14 protein-coding genes are annotated in these 24,958 nt (G+C 51.8%); 2 read left to right on the top strand and 12 right to left on the bottom strand.

Going from position 1 to position 24,958, the window contains the following annotated elements:
- The first annotated feature begins 41 nt into the window (after window positions 1-41).
- Window positions 42-605, top strand: a complete 564-nt coding sequence (locus tag VFT49_02915; protein HEU5005009.1) for a hypothetical protein — start codon at window positions 42-44, stop codon at window positions 603-605.
- Here VFT49_02915 and VFT49_02910 read toward each other — a convergent pair.
- The 9 genes from VFT49_02910 to VFT49_02870 all read right to left on the bottom strand — a co-directional run bounded on the left by VFT49_02910 (window position 589) and on the right by VFT49_02870 (window position 20,453).
- Window positions 589-1,377, bottom strand: coding sequence for a hypothetical protein (locus VFT49_02910; GenBank protein ID HEU5005008.1), 789 nt, complete (start codon window positions 1,375-1,377; stop codon window positions 589-591). The two genes, VFT49_02915 and VFT49_02910, sit on opposite strands and share 17 nt — an antisense overlap.
- A gap of 14 nt (window positions 1,378-1,391) precedes the next feature.
- Window positions 1,392-7,997, bottom strand: coding sequence for a hypothetical protein (locus tag VFT49_02905; protein ID HEU5005007.1), 6,606 nt, complete (start codon window positions 7,995-7,997; stop codon window positions 1,392-1,394).
- A gap of 84 nt (window positions 7,998-8,081) precedes the next feature.
- Complete coding sequence (locus VFT49_02900) at window positions 8,082-14,531, bottom strand: carbohydrate binding domain-containing protein (protein ID HEU5005006.1); 6,450 nt, start codon at window positions 14,529-14,531, stop codon at window positions 8,082-8,084.
- A 221-nt stretch (window positions 14,532-14,752) separates the two neighbouring features.
- Window positions 14,753-15,724 (bottom strand): hypothetical protein, encoded by a 972-nt coding sequence (locus VFT49_02895; GenBank protein HEU5005005.1) that lies wholly within the window; start codon window positions 15,722-15,724, stop codon window positions 14,753-14,755.
- 91 nt (window positions 15,725-15,815) lie between these two features.
- Entirely contained in the window at window positions 15,816-16,832 is a 1,017-nt protein-coding gene (locus tag VFT49_02890; GenBank protein HEU5005004.1) for a hypothetical protein, read from the bottom strand.
- Window positions 16,833-16,835: 3 nt separating this feature from the next.
- Window positions 16,836-17,981, bottom strand: a complete 1,146-nt coding sequence (locus VFT49_02885; protein ID HEU5005003.1) for a hypothetical protein — start codon at window positions 17,979-17,981, stop codon at window positions 16,836-16,838.
- Window positions 17,982-18,141: 160 nt separating this feature from the next.
- Entirely contained in the window at window positions 18,142-19,416 is a 1,275-nt protein-coding gene (locus VFT49_02880; GenBank protein ID HEU5005002.1) for a hypothetical protein, read from the bottom strand.
- Between the two features lie 127 nt (window positions 19,417-19,543).
- Window positions 19,544-20,296: a hypothetical protein gene (locus VFT49_02875; GenBank protein HEU5005001.1), complete on the bottom strand. Its 753-nt coding sequence runs from the start codon at window positions 20,294-20,296 to the stop codon at window positions 19,544-19,546.
- 1 nt (window position 20,297) lies between these two features.
- Window positions 20,298-20,453 carry a hypothetical protein gene (locus tag VFT49_02870; GenBank protein HEU5005000.1) on the bottom strand — a complete coding sequence of 52 codons (156 nt, stop codon included), beginning with the start codon at window positions 20,451-20,453 and terminating at the stop codon, window positions 20,298-20,300.
- Window positions 20,454-20,562: 109 nt separating this feature from the next.
- Between VFT49_02870 and VFT49_02865 the strand changes: the two genes are divergently transcribed.
- On the top strand, window positions 20,563-21,567 hold the full coding sequence (locus VFT49_02865) for a hypothetical protein (protein HEU5004999.1): 1,005 nt from the start codon (window positions 20,563-20,565) through the stop codon (window positions 21,565-21,567).
- A 590-nt stretch (window positions 21,568-22,157) separates the two neighbouring features.
- Here the strand turns inward: VFT49_02865 and VFT49_02860 are convergent.
- The 3 genes from VFT49_02860 to VFT49_02850 are packed head-to-tail and all read right to left on the bottom strand — an operon-like array spanning window position 22,158 to window position 24,913.
- On the bottom strand, window positions 22,158-22,430 hold the full coding sequence (locus VFT49_02860) for a hypothetical protein (protein HEU5004998.1): 273 nt from the start codon (window positions 22,428-22,430) through the stop codon (window positions 22,158-22,160).
- Complete coding sequence (locus VFT49_02855) at window positions 22,399-24,057, bottom strand: F0F1 ATP synthase subunit beta (GenBank protein HEU5004997.1); 1,659 nt, start codon at window positions 24,055-24,057, stop codon at window positions 22,399-22,401. Before VFT49_02855 ends, VFT49_02860 begins: the two co-directional genes overlap by 32 nt.
- A 1-nt stretch (window position 24,058) precedes the next feature.
- Window positions 24,059-24,913 (bottom strand): F0F1 ATP synthase subunit gamma, encoded by an 855-nt coding sequence (locus VFT49_02850; protein HEU5004996.1) that lies wholly within the window; start codon window positions 24,911-24,913, stop codon window positions 24,059-24,061.
- Window positions 24,914-24,958: the final 45 nt, after the last annotated feature.

Here is a 24,958-nt window from a genome sequence, read left to right as displayed (position 1 = left end):
TAACAGATATGCAAGTTATGGTGGCGTGGTAAGATAAAAGAATGTTTGGGGGTAGAAAAAAAGGCCCGGTTTATCGTGATCAGCCAAAGGTCTGGGTGCCTGCTTGGTTTAAAAAATCAATGGTGGCGGCGAGTGCATTGATGCTTTTGGCTACCGTTGGTGGCATTGGCTATACTTATTACTCCGATCAAAACTCAACCACAAAGCCAATTGCTACGGCCGCTGCCGCACCGGAAATACAAGAGCCAACAATTACGCGCGCGGCTCCGACTCCAAATACACCGGTTGGAGTTTCGATTGAAGCCATAGATTCCATGGTGGTGGTTAATACTCAGGCTTCGGTTAGCGTTAGAACCACTCGTGGTGCCGCCTGCATGATCAAGGTGCTCTATAACAAAGTTCCGGCCCACGATTCCGGACTTGTTCCAAAAACAGCTGATGATTTCGGCAACGTTACTTGGACTTGGTTAGTGGGTGCGGATACGCCGCCGGGTATGTGGCCGGTCACCATAACTTGTGCTCTGAACGGCAAGAGCGGTGTGGTGCAGGGCAATTTAGACGTGACGGCTAGCGGCGGTCTGCAATCGACTACTGCAGGGAATTAACGTAACTTATCCATTGCTCGTTAGTAATAAACGACGTGGACTTTATAAGAATTAACAACTTCTTTTTAGTTAAAATAACTGACTGCGGACCTTCGGCCGAGGTGCCGATATAAACGGCTGTATCACCGGCCATTACTTTATCGTTGGCGCTAAAGTTTTGGGCCAGCTGAGCAATCTGACCGTCTGTATTATTTTTGAAGTTGGCCGGCAGCGGTTGTTCGCTAACGTCAACTCGAACGTCGCCGATCTTATCGACGTAAGCATAAACCGGACTGCGCCCAGGCGGGCTAACGCGTGCCCAACCACCAAGCTGCTGAATTGTTTTACCAGTCGGTAGGGCGGTCGAATATTTAGGCGTCCCGCGGGTTAGGGTGGGTTGATCTTGACCACTGCTAGCGGCAACCGGCTGATTATTATTCCCCCCAAATATCGTTAAGATAGTCACTAAAGCTATCAGGGCCAAGCAGACCGCTAGACTCAAAATTTTCTTACGCTTTGGCAGCGCCCTGAATCCAGAAAAGATTTTTTTAAGAGGGTTTTTAGACAGCGAGGGCAGGCTGATATTTATCTCAACGGTTTTAACCTGGCCTAAAGCCTTATCCTTCTTTTTTGATTCGTTGGGTGCGTGGGCAAACCTTAGAATGACTTTGTCTAAGACACGTTTCCACGCTGAATTATTTTGCTGAGCCACTTCGCTCTCGCCAAGATCAACAACTTTGATCTGAATAGCGCCTAGCGGCTTACCCGTATCATCCCGAACTTGTATTCTCATCTCTATCTACTATATCAGTGAGTGTAATATGGCGTATCGTCGGGCATCTGCAAACCACCGGTGAAGGTACGGCCATGCATTAAGTGTTTAGACGGGTCGGCAGTAAATTGTAGTGTTAGGTCTGTAATAGTCGGCCCACGCGTAACGTCGTCCGGATAACCATAAGCCTGCGAGCTGTCAACGGTAACGACCATATCGAAGAATCTGGCGCAGTTAGTGTTCGTGCCGCTGCCATTTTTGGGTATGTAAGCTCCTGGCGTGCCAAGTGTCACATTGCCAAAATTAGTAACTTGCCCCCATGTGGTCATTGCCGGTGAAGTACAGAAAGTAGTGGTGTTAGTCATAGATCGGTAGCTAAGCTGCCACTTGGCGCCAATTGAGTTGTCTACGCCGTTAAGCAGCCAGGTGCTAGGGAAAACATCAGAATCGGTATCGAACATAATCGAGTATTTTGCCACTTGAGGCTGGGATAGCAAGGCCGTTTGCTGAGTTACGGGACTGGCATAGGAAAGGGTGCTGCCACAGGCGCCGCCCAGCACATATGCCTTGCCTTGATAATATTCCGCATTATTGCCATAGCGGTTACCAGTATATTTCTGATTGGTCGAGAACCAAGTACCGATACCGGTCGGATGGTTACCAGTAGCGACAGGTGTATTGGCACTGATTGGGGCCACCAGAGTTGTAGGCGTGCATGATGTCGCCGACGAGCGTCCGCCGAACAGATACATATAACCATTGGCGGCAAAACCGTCGCCTTGGGCGAGCGGCGTCGGCAGGGTGGTGGAGTAAGACCAGGAGCCAACCGATCCGTCACTGGAATTAAGTTGGGCATACTGGCTGTCGCTGTAATAATTTGTTCCGTCAGTGCCCCCGAAGATATAAAGATTGTTGGCGTAGGCCACGGCCGTCAGGCCGCTGCGCGGAGTATTAAACGAACTGCTGCTGGTTGTCCAGGCCGAGGTTATATCGCCACCGGCATTAAGCTGCGGGCTGATATAAAGAGACGCCGTGCTGCCGTAAGATATCACGACTAACCCGGCATTACCGGCCGAGCCAGTTTGGCCGGCATTGCCGCCGTTACCACCGTTGCCAGCCGAGCCGCGCGAAGCATCGCCGGAATTACCAGGTGTCTGCCCGCTGCCCGCTTGGGCGGTTTGATTAATGCCGCTCAAATACTCAGAGCCGCTACCGCCACCACCAGCAGCATAGAAGTAGCTACCAAAGCCGTAGTATCCACCGCCCGATCCACCGCCACCACCGAAGTAACCAGCACCACCGCCACCACCACCGGCGTAGCCATTTGTAGCGTCGTGTGAGCCACCAGCGGCACCACCCTCAGTACCACCAGCAGCGCCGCTACCATCGGCTCCTTCGGCGCTACGGCCGTCAGCACCAGCACCACCAGCTAAAGAACTACCATTCGAGCCGCTGTTGCCACCGCCCGATCCACCACTACCACCGGCTGTCGTACTTGCCCCACTACCACCATTGGCACTCCCGCTGCCTGAACCATCTTGACCGCCGCTATCATCGCCACCGGCTGCACCAGCACCACCAGCTTGGGTAAAGCTACCACCGTTACCACCGCCACCACCAGCACCACCAGAAGCTATCAATAACTGGGTGCTGCCACGGGCAACGCTGGAATATCCGCCGCCACCACCGCCACCGCCGGTGTTGTTGCCGCCAGAGCTGCCCGTGCCACCACCGCCACCACCACCGACGTAGACATTCAAACTTTCGCCTGGCGTGACGGTTAGAGTTGAACTTGCATAGCCACCAGCTCCACCATCACCACCGCCTCCACGGGCACCACCGCCTCCACCGCCACCACCGCCGCCCCAGGCTTTGACAGTGATGGCGCTGATGCCGTTAGGTACACTAAAGGTATGAGAGCCAGAGGTGGAATAACTTGCTGAACCGGCAGTCGAGTTAACCCCGCCCACCACATAAATACGGTTATTCCAGACAGTCGCCCCGAAATTTGCCCTGGCTGCCGGCAAGCCATTGCTGGCTGCCCCCCACGACGTGACGTTGCCGGATGACGGCGTGGCGTAATAAACCGTCGATTGCGGCGCGCCGGAACTATCCTGGCCGCCGACAAAATATAATGATCCGCCGGCAGTAACCAATTTGCCCCAAGTGCGGGCCGCCGGTAGAGCAGCGGAAGTGCTGGCCCAGGCACCAATGGCACCCTGAGCATCAATTTGGGCGTAAGAAACATTAGTCGTAGCGGTGGTGCAGTCAGTAGTGCTAGTACAGCCGCCGGCCACGTATATGTAGCCATTTAATACAGTAGAACCCGCCCCGAGTCGGTTGGCGCTGGTTGTATAGGTATGCGAAGCCGTTGAAAAGCCGGCCGCCGCGCCGCTGTCGTTATTATAGATCTCAATCTTATCCACGCTGGGTTCCATGCTGGTGCAACCGGTTGGCGCCGATCCGGTTCGGCAGCCCCCGACAACGTAGGCGTAGGAGCTGGAAACCGGAACCTTCAACCCCCAGCGCGGATTGATAGTCTCGGCCGAGGTGCTGAACGGATTGATGCTGCCATCGCTGACATTGATCTTAGAAAAGTTAATGTCGTTGAGCACGCCGCTACTACTGTTATAACCGCCCATAACGTAAATGTAGCCGTTATATCCAAAGCCCGCGGAGAGTTGTCTGGCGCTCGGCAACTGGTTGGGGTCCTCCGTCCAGCTGCTGCCGTTGACCGCCACGACATTGTTGCTGTCATCGAGCTGAGCGTAACGTATAGTGGCTAGACCGCCAGTCTGACCGGGAGCAATGCCGCCGATCAAATAAATTCGACTAGCGTAGATGGTACCACCCATGGCGGCCAGTCCGGCGCCACTGGCACCGCTGACCGTGCCGATCTGCAGCTGACCGCTGGTGGTACAGTTGGCGATAGCGCCGTTCGCCTGGATGTCGCATTTATAAACAGCATCAGTATAAGCCGTACAGGAGGCATTGGTCGTACTGGTACAGCCGCCGAATATGAACAGGTTGGCCGGAGCCGTTGAGGCCGATCCGGGGTTAGAGCGGGCATAAGCGTATTCGTAAGATACGCCGGTAGCACCGGCAGAGGTCATGCTTTCGGTCGTCCAGGTGTTGATGCTGCCGTCGGTATTAACGGTCGTGTAGAAAATCAGGTTGTTGTTACCGGTACCATCCATGCCGCCGATGATATATACGTAATTGCCATAGACAGCAGTGGCTGCCGCCGCCACGCCGCTAACTTGCCGCCCCGAAGAGATAGAGTGCGTATTATCGACGCACCAAGCACCAACCAACGTATTACCGTCAGAAGTACAAGCCGATGGTGCCGTTAGTTCGCCAGTACTATTGATGGCCGCGTAAGTCGTGTTATTGGAGGTGTTGCGGCAGCTAGTGCTCGTACAACCCCCCGAGATGTAGAGGTAACCATTGACAATGACTGTAGCATTTAACATCTGACCATTCTGACCGCTGCCAGCACCGGCCGGCGGCAAGTCGCATTGATAGGGATTAGCGCCGGAACAGGGCGATGTGCCGTTAGGGACCGAAGTACTGACAAGGTTCACGTCCCCGGCTTGGTTGATGACCCCGTATTTGATTGTACCAATGGAAGCAGTGCAAGCGCCGGTGGATGTATCCTGAGCGGTACAGCCGCCAATCTCATATATATAATTGCGCCAGGCAACAATGTTATGGCCCATCCTGCCATCGGCTACCGCTGCATCGGTGTCCCAGTTGTCCAGGCTACCATCGGCGTTAATGCTGGCCAGCTGGGTGTCTGAAGCAAATGCCGTACAATAACCACCCGTCGAAGTGGTGGCCGTGCAGCCACCACTGACATATATATAACCGCCCCAAATAGCCGAAAAATCCCCGCCCATTGTAAGCTTACCGGTAGCCATACTAGTGGTCTGGACCCAGCTATTAAGCGTACCGTCACTGTTAATATGGTTGTAATAAACGCTGGCAAGAGGACTTCCGCCGACTGAGCTGGCACCGCCTATAAGATAAAGGTAGTCGTTATAAGCATGCGCTCCATAAGCGTAGTCGGCATAGGGAAGATTGGTTTGAGTTGACCAACTGCTTAATCGTCCGGTAGCAGTGATGTCGGCGACTTGGGCGCTGTTACTGACTGAAACCACTCCGCCACTGCTAGTCTTTCCGCCCATAAGATACATGTGCGAGTTATAGGCAACCGCGACAATCATACTGCGCGGAGTTGTCAGGTCTGTATCGCGGTACCAGTAAGTCCAGGTTGACTTATCGGTACTAACAGGACTCCATAGCTGAGGCTCGCCGTTAGCCCCTATCTTAGCTATATAAACAGTCTTGCAGATACCGCCGTCACCGGTGCCATTGCCACTAGTGCAGGTTGAATCTTCGCCGCCTATGGCGTAGAGGAAGCCATTGTAGGCGACCAGTGATAAAGCGCTTCTAGCTGCCGGCAAACTATATGCGGTAGTAGTGCACCAGCCGCCGCAGGTGCCGTTGCCCGGGTTGGCGCTGTCGATAGCTCCACTATCAGTATTGAATTGTGCCCAGGTGACATCCGAAGTATTAACCGAACCTGTACCGGCGTTGATAATAACCAAACCATTGCTACCACCGGAACCATTGTTGCCACTGCCATTGCCGCCAGTACCGGCGCCATTGTTAGCAGGATCGCTACCGTTGCCCGGTGTCTGGCCGCTGCCTGCTGTATCAGTTGTGTTACTGCCACTGGAATAGCTGGAACCACCACCACCGCCACCTGCGCCATTCCTACTGGTTGAACCGGAGCCACCACCACCGCCGTAATATCCACCACCACCACCACCGCCACCAGCGTAGTTGTTACTGACGCTGCCTAGTCCGCCGGAACCACCTGCGCCATTTCCGGCACCATTGCTGGTGCTACCGTCACTGCCTTGTCCGCTGCGACCGTCTCCACCATCACCACCGTTCAAGGAGGATCCAGCCGACCCGCTATTGTTTCCTCCGGTGCCGCCCGAGCCTCCAGATGATGATGAACCACCGCCACCACCCCCAGCCGACCCGGAGGCGCTACCATTAACACCGGAAGTGCCGCCACCGGCACCACCGGAACCACCATTGGTGCCGCTGTTGTATCCGCCACCACCCCCTCCGGCGCCACCGGCTGCTAAAGCAAGAGTGGTGCTACCACGTGCAATACGCGAGTAACCGCCACCTCCACCGCCATCACCGCTATCGCCTCGACCGGTTCCGCCTCCGCCTCCGCCTCCAACAAGTACGCTCAAGGTTTCTCCGGGCGTAACCGAAAGGGTGGTCTTGATATAGCCACCACCACCACCATCTCCACCATTACCACTACGACCGCCACCACCGCCACCACCGCCACCACCCCACATACTGACAGTGATAGTGCTATAACCCGAAGGCACAACATAATTGGCGCCGCCTTGAGTACTAAAAGTCGTAGCCAAACCGTTAGCATAGTTGCCGCCGACCGTATAAATATAGCCACCGGCCGCAGCCACACCTTGTTGCCAGATCGGGTTGTTCAGGCTGCGAGTAGAATTCCAAGAGTCAAAGCGGGCGCCGGTAGTTTCTCCTTTTTCGATCAGTTTATCGGCTACGTCAAAGTCGATATTGGTTTCGTTATTGCCGTTCATGAATTGCTGAGTCGTCACGACAAAAATGCTAGGGTCGATAGTTATAGGGTAATGGGCTTTGGTAAGGCCGCTGACCTTTATGCTTAAGTGATTGCCGTGGAGTTCGTAGCTGGCACTGGCGGCCGACTGCTTCTGCTTAAGTTCCATAATCACCGGTTTCGGAATACTGAAAAGATAAGTGTTTTTGGGTGCATTTTTGCGAGCTTTTTCCAGCAAAGCAGCGTCTTTTTTAGTGCCGGTAGTTATATTGCCGCTGAACAAAGTGTTACCGTAGACGCCAATACTGCCGTCTTTTTCGAGCCGCGCCTGCAGACCGTTGCCAAGATTTAAATCGTAGTTAAAGGTAGCGGTGTCTCCGGGTGAACTTGTCAGTACCAAGTCTTCTTTTATACCTATGGAGTGCATAGTATAGACCGCCCAGCCGTTGCCATCGCCAAGAGGGTAAATAACTCTGTTGCCGTCTTGGCGCCCGGCGCCTATGCTGAATTTTGGCGTCATAGAAAAGTCAATCTTATTAACTGGATCAGTAACGCTTATGCCGTTTCTTGGATTGGCGTAGGCTTTAGCACTAACTTCCTTGCCGCTAGTCCCTAGCGATCCAGGATCTGCGGCCGGTTGGTTTTGGTTAAAATTAAAAACTTGCGATTCGGGATCGTATTTAAGTTTGTCTGCCATAGGCTGGTTTATTGGCGACAGCAAACCCTCGGCGGGCCCCAGCGCGTAAGAATAAGAAGGGGCGATAAAAGGTTCAACCGCGCTAAAAACTAGCACAATGGCCATTAAAGCTAAGCCAGTACGAGCTTTGAGAGTATCAAGAAAAGGCCAGCGCTTGACTAGCTCGCGGTATCTTAGGCTTTTAATAGTTGCAGTTATAGACGGCTTAGTTCGGACGCTTTTTTTTGCGCCGGCAAAAGTTACTGGAATAGAAATACGAGCCCCGGCCACACGTGGCAGAGGTTGCTCCAGCCTTGAGTTTTTAGCTCTCCCCATAACTCTTTCTGGCGCCCCTTCTAGGGTTCTTGTTTATACCTGTTATTTTAGCATAAACGGCATGTAAAGTTGCCACGCAAAACACTACTTGTTGCTGAAGGTGAAGTTGAGGTTGCCCACGTAAGCATCGGCGTTTTGACTGGCTACTACATCGATCTTAAATACAATGCTGTCGCTCGGGGCAAATCCACAGGTCGATGGGTCAGCGGCACCGCTGGCTACGCCTACTTTCCACGAAGATACCGACCCGGTAGAGACCGATACAGTAGGACCACACTGCGAGAGACCAGTGGTTGAATCCTCTTTGTAAACACTGTACTGAACAGTGGCATTGCTACTATCGGTGCGGCCCATAATCGAGGTCTGGCCAGAAGCAAAGGTCTTAAAGGTGTCTGGCAGCTGATAGGTAACGTAAATACTGTAGGTTTGAGCACTGGCTTGCGGCGAGGTCCACTTGTAGAAGTTGTAAGTTTCGTTGGTGCCGCAGATAGTTGGTTGGCCAGAAGTGCCGTCATTGACGTGCAAAGTATCCGAACAAATATCAGAAGTCATAGTACCAATACCGGTTCCGTGCATAACGGCATTGGTGTATTCCGGCGAGATGGTCACGATATTATCGGGGCTGGAACCACAAGCGCCCCAACCATCGGCTTCATAGCACTGCAGTTTGCCGAGCGTAGTATCGTAGTACATCGAGCCCAAGAAGGCGTCGTTGTTAGAGGCAATTGGCGCAGAAGCGGCTCGGTCGAGAGTTAGAAGGGTGACTGGGCCGCCGTCGTTGCCGCCACCGATTTGAACGTTCGGCGTACTGTCGGTAGACAACGTCATCGAAAAGGTGTCTACGTAGAAGGTGCGGGTAGCTGTATCGGACTGGGTAAAGTAGACATCCGGATCGGTAACGGCTGTGCCGCTGGTATTTATATAGCAGGTTACTTTGGTAAACGCGTTAGCCGTATCCGAAATAGATTGAGTATTATAGTCGGCGCAGTTAACAAAGTTGGTGCCGCCATTTGGCGAATAGCGAACGGTAAAACTATTAAAACCGGAGGCAGTACTCGAAACGTACACGGTTATTCGATACAGAGTGTTTGGCAATGGGTTGATAGATAGTTCGTTGCGCACACCCTGACCAGTTGTAGTGGCATCTACCTCCGCACTATCGCTGGCGTCATTACCAACGCCAGTATTGCGGCTGACAGTAGCGCTAGCTACACTGGTCCAATTAGTAGAAAAGTTCGCGTTATCGTCAACGCCTCCATCAGTAGCGTAGTTAAAGTCGGCGGCGATGGTTACCGACAGATTGTCGATATAGAAGCTGCGGGCTGTGCCGCTTGATGCCTGCCTGATCAAAATGGCATTACTCGATGTGATTCCACTCGCCGGCGCCGCAAAAGTACAGTTAATCTTAGTCCAAATACTTATGGTAGCGGCTTTGCCGGTAGTACAGACAACAGAAGCGGTGGTACCATCACTAGAGTAATAGACATTCAAATCGGTAAAGGTGCCGGAAAGCAAGCGGACGGCAAACGAGACGTTGTAGTTCATGTTGGCGGTGAGCGCGGTGTCGAGAGTGTTTTTAACTCCATCGTTAGCAGCCGTAGTAGTGCCGACAGAAACCGAAGCCTGACCAGTATCAACGTAATTGCCAACAGTTGTATAGCGACTAACCGAACTGGAGCCAACGGTCGACCAAGTGCCGGCCGGGAAGGTGTTCGTAGTATTGCCGGCCGTTTCAGCGCCAGCATCGCTGGCGTATTCCGTAACATTGCCATTGACGGAAATAAGCGTAGCGGCTGAAGAAGTCTGAACGCTTAACAAAGTACCGTTAACTGGGTTAATTGAACTATCACGAATGGTTAAGCCGTTGGTTGCCGAGGTATGGCTAACTACAAGTTCGGCACCACCGGCGCTCTGCAGGGTATTGTCGTAGGCTGCCTGCAGGGTAGTGGAACTAGAGGCGCCGGCAGCCGTCCATTTGGAGCCGCTCCAGACCATGGTGGCTGTGGTGTTTTGGCGCATAGCTATGTCGTTTCCGGTGCCACCACCATTAACTTCCAGCGTGAAGTCAGACGAACCATTGGCGGCAGTTACGTAAACAACTCGCCCCGGTATGTTAATTGTTGGACTGGGCAAAGTGGCGATCTGGCCAACATTAAAGAAGCCGACAATTATTCCGGCAGAGTCGTCAACGGACGCTTGGGCAATGGTACAGCTGGTTGATACCAAACTTCCGCCGGTATAACAGTTCGGATCGTTAGTGGTGGTAGAGAAAGTCGGAGTTGATATCAAGACCAAGCCAGCTACGCCGGTACCTGTACCGCTGCCTCCGCTAATACTTACATTGCCGCCGTTGGCGCTGCCAACTGTAGCGTTGCCACCCTGCAAATAAACAGTTGCGCCAGCCACGCCAGTTGCGCTGCTGTTCGTTCCTAAGATAGTGAAGTTGTTGGGCGAGGCTGCCGACGTACCATTCCCGAGGTATAAATGGTTAGATGTGTCAAAGGTAGCTCGGGTGGTGCTGTTCGTGGCAATAGTTGTGTTGCCGGTCGAGCTAATGTTGGTAGTCCCAGTTGAAGAAACGTTGGTTGTAGCGCCCGAAACAGTGGTTGTGCCAGTAGAGCTAATATTAGTGGTGCCACCAGATAAGCTAGCGGTGCCGGTAGCCGATACACTGGTGGTTGATCCCGACAAAACTGCGGTGCCGCTAGATCTTACGGTGATTGAACCGCCAGACGCCGAACCGCCGTCACCGATTACAATGTTGGTTGTGCCGCCAGAAGAAGTGTTATTGCCTATATAAATATTTTGGGTGCCACTGGATAAACTGGCAGAGCCGATCTGAACAGTAGAGGCCGCATTGTTGCCCAAAGAAATATTGGCCGCCTCTACGCTAATAGAAGAGGCACCACCATTGCCGATATTTATAGTGCCATTAGCACTAGAGCCAGCGTCTAGGGTTAGGGTTGAATTAGCGGCCGAAGTTTGCAAAGTTAAATTGCCGGCATCAAGTGACCAAGTGGAGTCGGTATGACCAGTGATATTTAATGCCTGCGAAGCGGCGGACTGGATCAGCGCAGCACTGGCGCCACCAAAGGTGAGGGCATTGCCGCTTAAGGTATCGCTGTTAATTATTCCGGTTGAGCTGGTTATATCGCCGGCGCTGGTTAGTGTGCCGGCATTGTTAACATTGCCGGCTGCGTCAACGCTAAACATGCTAGTGGGCACAGTGCCTGATTCAAGATCAATTAGGTTGCCGGTTGGGGCAGCGTTTTTATTCTCGGCGTAAATCACAGCCTTGCCCGCACCTGGATTGCCGGTTGTAGTGGCGTCTAAAGTAGAGCCAGTATTGTTATTGTTATTAAGTTTAAGCACATTGCCTGAACCGGCGCTGCCGGAGTTGGTTAGGGTTAGCAGGGCACCGGCACCGGAGTCGGCACTAGAGGTGTCAACGGCGTCTTTAGCTATAAAGTTACCAGCCGTACCACCACCATAAACCGCCAAACAAGCGGCCGAGCCGGCCGTCGTACAAAGCGTGCCGTTCTCTGACGGTAATTGCAGGGTAAAGGTACTCGAGCCGGGGCTGCCACTAGGAGTCAGAATAATTTTGCCACTGGCTCCGGTGTAGCTAAAGGCTAATTTGCCAGTAATGCCAGAGGCGCTACCATCACCAACTACTACTTGGTTATTGCTGTTATCAACAGACATTACGGACTTGCTGCTGCTAGAGTTTTGGACCTGAAATGCCAGAGTACTGGCATTGGTTGGCTTAATAACCACGCCTGTGTTACCGGTGCCAACAGGGATAAAATTAATATTGCCGCTACCAGCCTTGATATTAACGGCCGTAGCGCCCGTTTGATTGCCTATATTAACTGTTTTAGCTAGTGCGCCGGTGCCAATATTTAAATTGGCGCTCGCACCAGTCACATCGAGCGTCAAATCGCCGTTATCAAGAGTCCAGCTAGAGCTGGTATGGCCAGTTATGGTTACGGCTTGTCCGGAGCCGGCCGTTAATAAGGTAGGTACGCTGCCGCCGCCGAACTGAGCAGTGCCGGCAGAGGCTGTAAAAATAGCCGAACTGGTGCCGTCATTGTAAGAAATATCAGCATAAGCACCTGTGGCAGTGCCGTCATAAACTTTAAGGTGGGCAGGAGTAGTCGAAGTGTCGAGTACTAAGGCGTTGTAACCAGCCGAAGTTTGCACCTGAAGGGCTTTAGCAGAGGTGCCCTTAAGATAAGCAACCGGCCCGGTGTTATTGCCGTTATCTAGGCTCAAAACGCCACCACTACCGGCATTACCAGAGTTAGTGAAGGTATATAGGTAGCCGGTACCAGCATCGGCGCTAGAGCTATCAACAGCGTTTTTGGCCAAACCGCCGCTACCCGTGCCACCACCGGAACATAAACCGTTGGCCGTGGTACAAATGGTGCCGCCACCGGAAGGAATAGTCAGGTTGTAGTTATTAGATCCAGGATCTTGTGGTATCAAAGTAATACTACCGGTGCTGCCAGCAAAGTAGAGCTTGATTTGTCCGCTCAGGCCGCCCGCTCCGGGAGAGCCCAGCACAATTTGATTATTGGTAGTATCCACAGCCAAAACAGCCTTGCTGTTAGTAGAGTTTTGCACTTGAAAAGCTGTGGTAGAGTTGGCTGGGTTCTTTACGATTACCGAACCAACTGTGCCAGCCGTGCCTATTCCGGTTCCGGCTGCACCGGAAGATATAGTAACGTCGCCGCCGTTACCATTGGTTGCGGTGCCGTTACCGCCAGCACCAGCTGTGATGCTGACACCACCGCCACTACCGCCGGTTAAGCCACTAGTACCAGCACCACCTTGAAAGGCCACAGCGGCCGAGCCGGTTATATTACCAATGTTAACTAGGTTGCCGCTACCGTCGATGCGCTCAGTACCGCCACTGGCCCCAGTGTAAACTCCGGTTGTAGCTATCACGCTAGGGGCCGTTAAGGAGGTGCCGGCACTTAAGGTAGTGCTGACTTGAACTAAAGCACCGCCTGCTGTCGGTGCGGCGCCTAAGCCAATCAGACCGTTTTTGGTATCGACAGTTAGCATTGCGGTTACGCCGTCTGACTTTTGTACTTGAAAGGCCGTGGTGCTGTCTGAGCCGTTGGGCTTAACAATTACACTGCCGCTTGTTCCAGTCCCAGCCCCAGCGCCAGCAGTCAAGATCAAATTGCCGCCATTAGTATTACCGGTGGAGGAGTCACCACCTTTTACAGTTAGAGTGCCCCCGGCCGTACCAGATGTGCTGCTAGCCGTTCCGGTAATAGCGAAGTTACTCGGGGCGCTATTACTCGTACCGTTGCCCAGATAAAGATTATTTAAGTTATCAAAAGTTGCCCGTAAGGTACCGTTTGTAGCTATCGTGGTGTTGCCTTTAGATTGAATGGCTGTTGTACCGCCGGCCGCTGAACCGCCGGCCCCGATCGTAACATTGGTTGTGCCGCCAGAGGTGTTATTGTTGCCCACGTTAACTGTCTGCGTGCCCGAAGACAGCGAAGTGCTGCCAATCTGGATGGTGTTAGCAATGTTATTTGAGCCGACACCTATAGTGCCGGCGGCTAATGTCTGGATACTTACGGCGGTTGAGCCGTTGCCGCCCTGAACGGTGATATTGCTGGCCGAGGCAGCCTTGCCAATATTTACAGTGCCAACATTATTGGTAGCAATATTTATAGTGCCATTGAAGCCAGCGCCGTTGGCCAGGCCGCCGTCAATATTAACGTTGCCACCAGCGCCACCAGAACCGCCACCAGCTCCACCGTTAAGCGTTAAGGCACCACCGGCTAGGGCACCCGTGCCGGTGCCGGCCGCGCCGCCGGCTACCGTTAGGCCCTTGCCGCCGCTCGAGGCGGCTGCCGTAGCAATCGAAATACTGTGGTTAGCGCTATTGCCAAAGCTGACGTCACCAGTATTGCCGATTACAAAGGCGTCCGAACCGCCTTTTTGCAGCTCGACTATATTGCCGCTAGAGCCAGTCTTGTTGATAAAGATACTGCTGGCGCTGGTGGCATCTGTCTGGACACCTTGGGCTAGCTGCACAAAAGCGGCGCTTGTTAAACCGTTTAACATGCCGGCATCCAGGGCGTACGGGGTAGAAGACAGGCGTTTCATGGGGGTCATTTCGCCGTCTCCGCCACAATCCGTTTGGAAACCGGTGCTGATTGTACAGTTGCTGGTGTTGCCGACCTGCATAGACAGCCACAAAGTATCGGAGTTCCAGTTAACGCTGCTACCAAAAGCGGTGCGGGAACCTAGCTGGACCGATAGATAGCCATTTACGACTTTAACACCTTGGGTGGAGCCGGTATTGAGCCAGTCTTCGGTCCACTTTAAGCTTCCGGTTGGGGATCCGGTGGTGTCTCCGGCGCTTTGGCCATCGCCATCCTGGTAGATCTTAAATTCCATATTGTAATAACCATCAGGTACGACCGCCCCTTGCGAGTTAAGCAAACGGCCCTGAAAGTTCAATTGTTGGTTGATGCCGCTAGCCGCTTCGGCCGGGCTAAAAATCATTAACGGAGCAATAACAAAGAGACCTGCCAACAGGGTATAAGAAACTACCTTTCGTCGGAAACTCAACAAGACTAACCCCTAATCCCTAACGCCCCATTCGTTAGTAATAAACGAGATAGGTATCTGCCCCCAAACAAGCTTTTTACCTACTTAAAGCATAATCTCAATAGGCGATTTGCACAAGCATTTTACTAGAGTAAAAATGACAATTCTCGGCTTAATTAAATATGAGTCTGAAAATTAAATCCGCGGTGAGCCAAAACCTTTTTTTCACGCCTCTCACCCAGCCAGAAAGTCACCACCATAGCGACCGAGCTGGCCCACAGCGGCCATAAAACTGTTAGTTTGCTGGCAGAAGAGCCAGAAGAGCCGCCGGAGCCGGTAGATGCGCTTACTAGTGGCTGGCCGTTTACGATGGCGGCTACGGCCAAGAAAGCAACGCGGCCCTGACCGTCAGTGCCTTGCATGGATATTTGATAGTTGCCAGGCTTGGAATAGGTGTGCTGGACATTAAAAGTCTGGTTATCATTTCTAGGAACTATCTTGTTACTTGAGTCGCCCCACTGAATATCAACGGCATAAGGAGCGCTGCCGCCCAATATATCAACCGGTATGCTAAATGACTGGTTAGGGAACACTCCGCGGTAAACAGCATCGGAGTTAAGGAGTAGCTGGGCGCCGCCGAGGTCTAAGGGAGCTAAGGCTGCGCTCTGGGCCGGTGCCTCGTCGTTAAAAACTATTACGCTGTTAGAGTCCGGCCCGGCCTCGTTCAACGCGTTAAAGTCGCGGGCTACCAAGGTGTTCTGGCCGTAAATAAGGTCAACTTTTAGAGAGTAAGTGCCGTCATTGCCACAAGTTGCCGAACCGCCAAAGATCTCGTTCTTGTAGATTTGAACTACGGTGTTTTCTGGGCAGGTACCGCTGACAGTAACCGGCGAGGTGCTGAAATGTTGCTGGCCGCTTGGCGACTTGATAGTGGCGGCTACTTTGGGCGGTGGTCCGGGCATAGTTCCAGAAAGACCCACGTAGCCCGATTCCGGGCCGTCATAAGGCGTTTTGGCCGAAACCGTGCACACAGTCAGGGCGAAACCAACCACGAATAACATCAAAAACAGGGGAGGATAAGATGTGAATTCATGGGCCCTGAGCCGACCGCTGTGGCGCCAATGACTAATTTTCAGCCAGTTGTTCATTTTGTTTTTAGTAATTTTTGTTTAGGTATAGTTACCCTAAAAATACTATATAACACTTATGCTTTAAGATAAATAGGGCTAAAACTTGCTATTATTTTTTGTTTTGAAACTTCTGAGACTGCATTTTATGCATGCGCCTCATAACCTTTTCGTCATGGCGGCGGACCAGATAGCGCACAAAGAAGAAGCCGGCGATCAAAAGAATAATTATTATGAAGATAAGCTTATAAGGAATAACCCAGAATGACACCGATGAGGTTAAGGTTTGGTTATTGGCGTAGGTCAGCTTCATGGTAGCGGTGTAGCGGCCAAAGAACCTATGAGAGCCATAAGCCGTTTTATCTAATGGCTCGACAAATTTACGAGAGCTACCCGGCAATACGTTACGTTTGGCATAGTTAACAGAAACACCAGCCAGTGTTCGGCCAAAGAAATCTTTAACAGTTATAACAGCCGTTGGTTCCTCGTGTACATTACCGGTGTTTTTGATAACTTCTGTTAAGGTAAGTGGCGTGGATTGGAATAAGTGGCCGGCTTTGCCGTTTTTGCTTACAGAAAACTGTTGAATAGCTAGTTTATGCTGAATATTTCCGTTAACGGTTAGTAATACCAAAGACCCTAAACTGGCCGACAGGGAAACGCCGGTACCTTTTAGCTCTGGCGGTACCGCAGAGAAACGTATAACACCGTAGTGACCGCCCGGCGAGGCATTAGCCGGTACGTTGATGGTAATTGGCAGAGTCTTGATTTGTTTAGGCTGCAAAGTCAGGGCAGCTGGCGGGGTAATCCAATCTTTTAGCGAATAGGGATCGTTTTCATTGTTGTTTAAGAGGATTTTAGGCGTACCGTCCTCGCCGGCGGCTACAAAGTCGTTGGTTTGGCCGGTAACATACAAATCGCCGCTAGCTATATCGCGCAGCTGCAGTTGCGTATGAACCACCTGGCCGGGGTTTACAGTCATGGTAATGACCGGCGGGGCGATTTCTAGGGCCTGGCCGCTCGTAGCGGCATTAGACGTGGCAGCAGCAGCCAATATAGCGGGCGTAGAGCTGCTTAAAACGGTTGTTATGGCTATTAAGCTTGCAGCAGCTAAAGCGAGTCTCTTCATGCGCTAGAACTGAGCTGTGCAGATGTAGCTTAAGGTGGTGGTATACGTACCAGCCTGTTGAGCGCCGTCTACGTTAACAATATAAGAAACTGTATACATCTGCATGTCGGTACCACCGGCGCCACCGTGAGAGCTATCGGCTATGGCGTCACCGTCTATGTACTTAAAGCTACCATTTGATGCATAGTCAGTTTTTGGTTCACCGCGCAGGGTAGAAGTAGATGAGGCAGGGGTGATATCGGCACTACCAGTGATAACCGGTGCGCCAGTATAAGGCGAGCTATCATTAACTACAAGGTTTAAGCCAAATTGACTAGTACCTTTTACGCTGGTTGGACCATTGGTTGTGCCGTCCATGGGCGAGATAGTGTTAGAGCCAGAAGTGAGCGTTGGTCCGTTCACAGTAATTGAGTAGCCGTTGCCGGCATTGGTAGAAGCTGCTAACTGTGAAGTGGCGAAGGATGTATCACTAGGAGAAAATAGCTGGTTAAAGTCAACTACAGCGTTGTTAGCCTGCGTGCAATCGGGCAGGCTATTAGTATCTAAACCAATAGTGCTGCCGGCACAGAAAACTAGGCTTTCGGGCATAGTTCCAGATAATTGGATCTGATTAGCCGTGGCGGCCGCTACCCAACCATCATCTGTTGCGCCAGTAGTGGCGTCGGTGGATGTATAAGTGGTTATATCTACATAAAAGGCTGTATTAGCATCAGTAGTGTTTTTTACGCCGTCCAAAGTAATTTCTGCGCCTGCGCTCACATCTACCGCGGCAGCGTTAGTTAAGGTATAGCTATTTGCGCTCGATGCTTGCTTAGTCCAGCCAGTAGTGCCCGTTAATGTGCCAACGGTGGCATTGGTAGCATCCATGTTTGTAGGTGTAGTACAGGGAAGGGCAACACGCGCTTGGGTACAATAAGTAAATTTAATCGATTGAATAGCAGTGCTACCCGGCGCCGTAAAGACAAAGTGATGGTTGACGGTGCCGCCTGGCGTAGATCCGCCCACGGCCCCAATACCTTCTAGGATGAGTTTTCGCGGAGTTATTTGAGCAGCCGATGCCGTTTTATTAGGCAGGGCTGACCCCAGAATTGTCGATGTTAAAACTAATCCTAAGACAACAGGTAATATCCGCTTTCCACTCACGGTCATGCAGAAATATTAGCATGAGCACTAAAGCAGCGTCAAAGAAAATAGCTAATGGTTGTGGATTATTTTAAATAATTTTCTAAGTTGTGCTACGCATTTGTCTTACTTTTGTTTCTCCCTTTTTATTTTTCTCACTTTTTCGAACACTTGAACCAGGGTTGAACTAGAAGGTCGGTGTGCAGATGTAGGTCAGGGTAGTGGTGTAGCTACCAGCGGGCTGGCTACCAGGAACGTTGACTATGTAGCTGACAGTGTAGATCTGGGCGTCGGTGCCGCCGGGGGCGTTTAGGGTGTAGCCGCTACCGCTATCGGCAACTACGCTACCGTCGTTATAGCGGAAGTAACCGGCTACATCGTAGCCAGAAGCTGGTGCGGCCTCGCCGTGGTAGTTGCCACTGCCAGAGGCTGGAGAAATCTCTGCGCTATCTGGTTCGGTGCCGTTGGCCGAAATGTTTGGAGCGTTAGTATACTCGGTACCTGTATTCTGTTTGAGATTTAGGCCGAACTGGCTGTTGCCAAACTTACTTTGGTCGGAGTTAGGCGAAGTACCCGTATTGATTGGGTTTATAGTGTTAGAACCAGAGGTCATAGTGGGGCCATTTACGGTGATGGCGTAGCCTTGACCAGCGTTGGTAGAGGCAGCCATCTGAGAGGTGGCAAAGGATGTTGCGGTTGGCGAGAACAGAGAGTTGAAGTTAATAGTGTCGGTACCAGCGGTAGTACAGTCAGGCACGCCGTTAGTTAAACCAATAGTGCTGCCTGCGCAGAACACTAGGGATTCGGGCATCGTTCCGGATAGGTTTACCTGTTCGGAGGTGGCGGCGGCTACAGTGCCACTATCTTTAATATTACCCGTTCCATCAGTTCCATCTAATGTCGAAATCCGGACGAAGAATGTCTGAGCACTAGTGGGGTTGACAACGCCGCTCAATTCAAACGTAAGAACTGTGCCGGTGGCGATTGGAGCTGCAGAAGTTTTTTCGAGGATCACTTCATTAATAGTAGTGTCGCTGGCATCATCGACAGTGGTCTTTTGCATACCAGTCCAAGTGTTATCGGAGCTGCCGCCTGACGTAGCTCCTGTCAACGTAACGCCGTTAACACTCATGCCAGTTGGGGCGACACAATGCACCCCGGCAGCTACTGGAGCGGCGGTGGTGCAATACTGGAAGACCATTGAACCGATGCTGGCGCCACTATTTACGGTGAATTTGAATAAATGCTTTACTGTAGCGCCTGGCATGTTGCCGCCGTCTGGCACCCCGTTGCTGTCAATGTCTGATACGCCTGTATCTCCGCTGCTTTCTAAGGTTAAGCTGCGGTCAGTAATTTGTACGCCATCGGCTAGAGCATAGTGAGCAGGCAGGGCAGACAAAAGTGCTCCCGCCATTAAAACTAAGCCAAGGATTGCTGGTAAAACGTTTTTATTTATCTTCATCTTTTTTGTTTTTTAAGCTTTTAATTTTCGTGCTTTAACTGGAGTCTAGCATAAGCAAAATCACCAAGTCAACAAAAGCGAACAGGAAGTTATCCACAATTTTATATCTATATATAAAGGAGTGAGATTAAAATGTGCCGGTACAGATGACTGATTGGGCGCTGGTGTACTGGCCGGCAGGGGTAAGGTGAGTCACATTAACCACATAGCTAATGGTAAATATAGTTACGCCCGAACTTTTTGGAGCCGTGGCAATAGTTTCACCCTCTACATACCTATATTTATTAGCAGTGCTGTAGTTGCTGGCAGCCACACCTTCGCCGAATTGACCTTTATCGGGGTTGGCGCCAAAACTCACCGGGCTGGTGTTGGCTACCAGGTTAATGCCGAACTGCTCAATACCGGTTTGTGGAGACTGCGGTCCGCCTTGAGCGTCGGTGCCCATGGCGGCAATGGCGTGGCCATTATAAGAAGGCGGACTGCCAACAATCTGAACGGCATAGCCAAAGCTGGTGTAGTCCGAAACGGTAAAGGTGGCAGTAGCGGTGGAAGTAGAGTTGGCATCAAAGTTGCCAAAAGTAGCGTTGGGGCTGGTTACGCCAAAAGCCAAGGTGGGATCCGGCGTGGTTTTGTTGCCGGCATTGATCTGAAAGTTAGACGAGCTGGAGTTGCCAATGGCGGTATCGCCAATAGCTTCGTTGGATTGATAATTGGGCGAGCTAGAATTTATTAAACCGCCGCTGCCAACAATGCTTTCTTCTAGCTGATAATGCGGCGATTGCAGCGTGTCGTCGGCCAGGGCCACGCCCATGAACAATCCAGCAACCACAAATGCAGCCACTATGAAACCACCAAGCCTCCCCAAAAGCTTTGAACTCACTTCACGTACCTTTCGCATAGTGAAAGCCAATTTGGCGAGTGCCAGCTAGTGATTCTTGTAAGGAAGCGTGGTTGCCACCACGTTGACGAACAAAATTACTGGCTGGTGGCGCCAAACTGGGTTGTAGCGTGAAAGATGTGTGAAGTGAGTTCACCATAAGCTTCATTCTGGTAAAAATTAGCTAAATTTGCAACCACCTAGGCGTTGGCCGGGCAAGAGCTTAAGCGTTATAATAAGGAAAGAAGCCAGGGGGTTTATATATAAAGATGGCCGACGAACCATCCAATTTGCCACAAGCCGAAGAATTGAAGCCGCAGAACGAAAACGCCGCTGCGGGCGCGGAGGCGCCAACAGCAGCAGCTGCGCCAAAGTCTGGCGCTAAGACTTATCGCCGCGGTTCTTACCGGCCGAGCCACAAAGGTACCTTTATAGGACTGGCTGTGGTTGTAGCTATATTGGCCGTCAACGCCGGAATCATTGCCTTTGTACTAAAAAGCCAGGGCAAAGCAGCTGCTTCTAACCAAGGCCAGGTGACAATTAACCAGGATGCATTGAGCAAGCTGGGTGTTAACCGTACGGCTATTGGTGATTCTGGAATCGAGCTTACCGTTAACCCGGATGCTAAATTCGACGGCAAGTTGCAGGTGGGCGGTGATGTGAGTATTGCCGGCCAGCTTAAGCTCAACAGCAAATTCGTAGCTGCTGACGCCAGCCTGACACAGCTTGAGGCTGGCAAAACATCGTTAAGCGACCTGAATGTCAATGGCGATGGAACCTTATCTAACCTGGCTCTGCGCAATGGTTTGACGGTTACCGGCTCTACCAAGCTGCAAGGTGCCACTACTATTGCTCAGCTTCTAACTGTTAATAATAGTGCGAATATTTCTGGCAACTTGGCGGTAGGCGGCACGCTGGCTATAGGCTCGTTTCAAACGGGCAATATAACTGTGGCTGGTCACGTGCTTACAAGTGGAAGCACGCCCGGCTTCAGTCCCGGTAATCTGGGTTCTGGCGGTACGGGCACAGTGGGCGGAAACGATGCGGCGGGAACCGTTAACGTTAATGCTGGCGGCGGCGGGGCAAGTGGCACACTGGGAACCGTAAGCTTCAGGACTCATTATAATAGCACTCCACACGTGGTGATCTCTGGGATTGGCAGCTCTTCTTGCAATAACGTTTATATAGCCAGCAGAACAACGAGCGGCTTTACCATAGCGGGCTCAGTTCCAGCAGGAATTAGCTGTAGCTTTGATTACGTAGTAGAACAATAGCATTCGTTCCATTTTTGACTGCCAAAAACGGAACCCAAAAACCGGCAGGCATTCAAAAACAAGATGGTCGCTCACTCATAAAAACTGGTGAATCTGCGGAACTCGCTGTCGCTCAGACAATCCTCGATTCTGCCTGTTTTTAATCGCTTTCTCCCTCTGTTTTTTCGAGCCTGAATCAGTCAGCAGGAGGAAAAAGAGGAGGCTTGTTTGAGAGCTCTCGCACCCAAGGACGCCTGATTCTCACAACGCCAAATCAGGGCACGAAAGATGCCGAAGTTTTAGAGAGGCCAAAGTTCGCCCAGGCTCGAGGAAACTGATGAATTTTGGCGTTCTGAAAGTGAGTAAAGCCAAAACTATAGCCAAGTCCGCCCGCCGTTTCGCAGGTTCACTGGCTTTTTGTACGTTCTGTCCCTCTTAAGAAAAAGCCGATGCCCGGACCCATGAGGAATAATCGAGGCTCGAGCCTGGATCAACCAGTAGGGGAAAAGAGAGATCCTTTCTCGGGAAGAGAAGGGGCGGTTCGCCGAAGGCGAAGGCGGATTAACTCCGCCAGATCCGATGAGAAACCCCGAAGGGGTGTCTCATTAATGCTACATATTGCAAAAAAGCATCACGTTGTCGTCGCGGACAGTAATAATGCCATTATTTATAGGAAAGGTGACTGGTTCGCCGCTGCCGGTATTAATACTGACTTCTCCAGGACTCAAAACAGAGAAAAAATCGGCGTGGCCGGGCAGCACATCAAACTGACCAATTTTATTGGCTGCCGACAGGGTTTGGGCCGGACCTTCGTAATAAACGTTAAAGGGCGCCCGGGCAACAACCTGCAGCTCACCGCCTGTGGAACGCTTTAGTAAGCCCACTTAAGGCCCCTTTCTTCTTTTTAGACTCTTCTTCGGTCTTATTGTCCGGTGTCTTAGCTTGGCCTTCGGCTGGTTTTTGGCCTTCGGCTGGTTTTTGGCCCTCGGCCGGAGCCGGAGTTTGTCCCTGGGCTGGTGCGGCCGGAGCTCCGTCGGCTGGCTTATCTGTTGCTTTAGCATCCGCCGGTTTAGCGCCGGGAACTTCTTTGCCTTGCAGAATAGCCTCAATACCGTCCAGAGTTTGCTCGAGTGTAAAGTACTGGCCTGGACGGCCGCTGAACTTCTCGGCAACCGAGAAGTCTTGGTTAAAGAATTCAATCAGTTTTTTGGCGTTTTGGTAATCGGCGCGGTCCACTGGACTAAGTTCGTTTTCGCCAACGATGGCGATGATGTTCTTGAGCGAGTCATACTTTTGCATGATGGCTTGAACTTTGCCGGCCAGCTGGTAATGGCGCTCGCCAACAATGGCCGGCGTCAGCAGGGAAGAAGTAGTCTTGAGCAAGTTAACGGCCGGGCGGATGCCTTGCTCGGCAATGGAGCGGTCGAGCACCAGCACCGAGTCGAGCTGCTGGCTGATTGCCTGCACAGCTGGGTCGGAAAGGTCGTCCGCCGGAATAAAAACAGCCTGCACGCTAGTGATGGTGCCTTGTTCGGTAGAGCTCAAGCGGTCCTGCAAACGACGCAGCTCTGCAAAAACTAGCGGCGAATAACCACCCTCGGATGGGATTAAACCGAGGTTGGTAGATAGCTCGGTTAGAGCCTGAATATGGCGGTAAATATTGTCAACAAAGAACAGGATATCTTTGCCTTCTTCGTCGCGGAAGTACTCGGCGGCTGTGGCGGCAGCCGGCGCCACCATTGAGCGAATAGTCGGTGTGGAGTCCATCTGGCCAAAAAACATCACCGTGTTTTTGAGCACATCGGTGTCTTTTAAAGTTTCGTAAAGTTCGTTGCCTTCGCGAATACGCTCGCCAACACCGCAGTAAATAGCTAGGCTTTTACTACTACGGCTAACGTTATGGATCATCTCGGTTGTTAACACCGTTTTGCCCACACCGGCACCGCCCACAATGCCAATTTTGCGCCCCTTAACAAACGGCGTTAAAAAGTCGATAACTTTTAGCCCGGTTTCAAGCAACTCCAGCTTTTGGCTATTGCGATAGCTGCGGGTGCCGGTAGGTTCAGAAATTGGCCGGCGGTTTTCGGTAACGGCTTGGCCTTTATCAAGCGGTTCGCCCAGCGCGTTAAAGACCCGGCCCAAGCTTTTTGGCCCAACCGGCACCGAAACTTTGCTGCGGGTGCGGGTAATTTTTTGGCCGCAGGCCATGACCTGCGAGTTGCTCAAGTTTAGGCACACGGCCGAGCCGGCCTTAAAGAAGTTTACTTCCAAAAATACTTCCGGATGACCCTCGACGTTGAGCAACTCTTTTTCTTCTGGGCGCTCGCCCAAAATTTCAACCTCAACCATCAGACCGCGCAAAGATTTGATGATGCCCACAAAAGCACCGCCGGCTTGCGGTTCGGCAACTTTGCTGGGTGCTGCCTTTCTAGCCTTGCTAGCCGATTTGGCCGTCATTTTTTTGGGCGCGGCCCTTTTGCCAGCTGGTTTAGTTTTTGCTTTTGTTGCCATCTTATCTCGCGTCCACCCGATGCTTTTTCTTCTTTAAACTTACCATAACTTCGCGCAGGGCGCGGTCGCTTTCGCCGCGTTTAGCCCGGTGAAATTCCATCTGGTATTGCATTAGCAGCTCAAGGGCGCGCTTTTTGGCAACGGCCATGGCGTTAAAGCGGCTGGCGGCTTGGGCCAGACTGGATTCCAAAATAGCCTCAGACAGCGCCAGAGTCATCATAGTCATTTCCATTTGCTCGGCAATTTCGTCGAGCGACGGTTCGAAGATGGTATCAAAGGGCGTCATAACCTCTTCGTCGGCCTGCTCGCTCATATCGCGCATGCTGGAGATTAGATCGATGGTTTTGACTTCCTGGACACCCAAGCTTACATATTCTTCGTAATAAACAATGATGCGCGAATAGGGCAGCACGATGTTGATCACCGGGCTTACATCAATATATTTATCGGTTTCTGGTACCTTAAAAAATTTGATATAAGGTACGCCGCGCTGCTTTAGCTGAGTGGCGCCGTGGGTGCCAAGCACGACGATATCGCAAGTCTTAGCGTCGTAGCTTTGCAGCATTGATTCAATCAAGCGTTGGTCGATGTCGCCTGACAAACCGGCTTCGCCAGAGATAACAATAAAAGCGGTTTTGTCTGTGGTGCCAATATCGCGGTTGGTTATGCGCATTGATGGGTCAAAACGAACAGCCGTATAACGAGCCCAGATCAACTGAAAGAATTGCTTAGAAAGCTCAACTTTGTTTTTGACTTTGGCAACCTGGGTCGAGGCAATACTTTCAAAAACACCGGTCAGGTCTTCGACGGTTTCAATCTGCTCGCTGTCTTTTTCGATTTGGTTAGCGCGTCTCATGCGGTTCCGCTCCGCTCTGCCTTTTGAGGACAACCTACGGTACCA

The sequence above is a fragment of the Candidatus Saccharimonadales bacterium genome, from assembly GCA_035758565.1.
Lineage (GTDB): Bacteria > Patescibacteriota > Saccharimonadia > Saccharimonadales > UBA10212 > DASTXL01.
Note: the sequence above shows the minus strand (reverse complement) of the source record. Positions and strands in the feature narration are given on the sequence as shown.